The 2,359-nt window shown below is 60.2% G+C and carries 2 protein-coding genes; both read left to right on the top strand.

The window, feature by feature from the left end; all coding sequences use genetic code 11:
• On the top strand, positions 1-872 hold an 872-nt coding region (locus BFQ01_RS06640; protein ID WP_141691251.1), incomplete at its 5' end, for an aminotransferase-like domain-containing protein.
• A gap of 234 nt (positions 873-1,106) precedes the next feature.
• Positions 1,107-2,357 (top strand): ribonucleotide-diphosphate reductase subunit beta, encoded by a 1,251-nt coding sequence (locus tag BFQ01_RS06645; protein WP_065924690.1) that lies wholly within the window; start codon positions 1,107-1,109, stop codon positions 2,355-2,357.
• Positions 2,358-2,359: the final 2 nt, after the last annotated feature.

A 2,359-nucleotide genomic window follows, 5' to 3' on the forward strand; every position in this document is an offset into this window, starting at 1 on the left:
ACACCCTGCAGGGCCTGGACATGCTCATGCGCCTGCTCGCCAGGCCCGGCGACACGGTGCTGCTGGACGCACCGTGCTATTTCAACTTCCACGCCAACCTGGCGCTGCACGGCGTCAAGGTGGTGACCATCCAACGCCGCCCCGACGGTTTCGATTTCACCGCCCTCGAACAACTGCTGGCCGAACACCGTCCGAGCCTGTACCTGACCACCAGCGTGCTGCATAACCCGACCGGCCACTCCTTCAGCCCCAGCCAGGCGTTTCGCCTGTTGCAACTGACCCAGCAGTACCACTGCCATATCGTCGAGGACGATCTTTACGGCGACCTGCACCCCAACCCGCCGCCACGCCTGGCCACCCTCGCCGGGCTGGACCAGGTCACCTACCTGTCGGGTTTCTCGAAGATCCTCAGTGCCAACACCCGCGTCAGCTTCGTGGTGGCCGCGCCGCAACTGGCCGCCAACCTGACCAATATGAAGTTGATGAGCGGCGGCGTGACCTCGGAACTGTTCGAGCAGATCGTCTACCGCATGCTCAGCGAAGGCAGCTACGCCAAGCATCGCAAGCGCATGGTCCAACGCCTGATGGAGGCCGGCGGGCGCGTGGAGCAATGGCTGCGGCGCTGCGGGTGCGAGTTGCCGATGGCCTATGAGGGCGGGATGTTTATCTGGGCGCGCCTGCCAGCGGGTGTGAACGGCGAATGGTTGGCCCAGGAAGCGTTGAAACGCAGCCTGGTACTGGCGCCGGGCGCGCTCTTCGGCTACGACCCGGCCCATCGCGATTCGATGCGTTTCAACGTGGCCCACAGTGATGAGCCACGGGTGCAGCAGGTGTTTGAAGCGCTGTTACTCGAGGCTGCGGGCGGGTCCTGAAGGACAGCGGCGGTTCTGCCACCCCCTGCGACGTTCGATCCTTTCTTGTTCGTTGACCCATTCTGTTACACACCATATAGTGTGCCAACAAACAGAACAGACCACTACATAGTGTGCAGCATCGGTAATCACCGACCACACTCTGCGCAGTATTTCAATGCCTGGCAGCCTGCAGATCGTATTTTTTTGGACGGGTTCACATGCCGTCAAAACAGAACAGAAGGGAGTATTTCAATGCTGAGTTGGGATGAAGTCGACAACGAGGACACCGGTGTAGCCGTGATCAAGGGCGCCAACGCCGGCCATGCCAGCGAAGCCAACATGGACCGCCTCGACGGTGCCGGTGCCGCTGCCGCCATCGAAGCACGCGCCGTCACCGCCAGTGACTCCGCCGCCATCGTGCGCGCCAAGGCCGCCCTGGACAAACTCGACGTCGCCGAAGGCCTCGCCGAACTCGAAGGCGCCTCCGCCCGCGTCGCCGTTGACGAAAAGCGCATGATCAACTGCCGCGCCGACCTCAACCAACTCGTGCCTTTCAAGTACGACTGGGCCTGGCAGAAGTACCTCGACGGCTGCGCCAACCACTGGATGCCGCAAGAGGTCAACATGACCGCCGACATCGCCCTGTGGAAAAACCCCGAAGGCCTGACCGACGACGAACGCCGCATCGTCATGCGCAACCTCGGCTTCTTCTCCACCGCCGACTCCCTGGTCGCCAATAACCTGGTCCTGGCCGTGTACCGCCTGATCACCAACCCGGAGTGCCGCCAGTACATCCTGCGCCAGGCCTTCGAAGAAGCGATCCACACCCACGCCTACCAGTACTGCATCGAATCGTTGGCCATGGATGAAGGCGAGATCTTCAACATGTACCACGAGATTCCATCGGTGGCTAAGAAGGCAGCCTGGGGCCTGAAATACACCCGCTCGATCTCCGATCCGAAGTTCGAAACCGGCACCGTCGACACCGACAAGGAACTGCTGCGCAACCTGGTCGCCTACTACTGCGTGCTGGAAGGCATCTTCTTCTACTGCGGCTTCACCCAGATTTTGTCCATGGGCCGCCGCAACAAAATGACCGGCGTGGCCGAGCAGTTCCAGTACATCCTGCGCGATGAGTCGATGCACCTGAACTTCGGTATCGACGTGATCAACCAGATCAAGATCGAAAACCCACACCTGTGGGATGCCGAGATGAAGGAAGAAGCGACCCAGATGATCCTGCAGGGGACTCAGCTGGAGATTGAATATGCGCGGGATACCATGCCGCGCGGGGTGCTCGGTATGAACGCCGCGATGATGGAAGACTATTTGAAGTTCATCGCTAACCGTCGCCTGTCGCAAATTGGGTTGAAGGAAGAGTATCCGGGGACGACTAACCCGTTCCCGTGGATGAGTGAAATCATGGATTTGAAGAAAGAGAAAAACTTCTTCGAAACCCGTGTGATCGAGTATCAGACCGGCGGTGCGCTGAGCTGGGATTGATT

It is taken from the genome of Pseudomonas sp. 8 R 14 (assembly GCF_900005955.1).
GTDB lineage: Bacteria > Pseudomonadota > Gammaproteobacteria > Pseudomonadales > Pseudomonadaceae > Aquipseudomonas > Aquipseudomonas marginalis.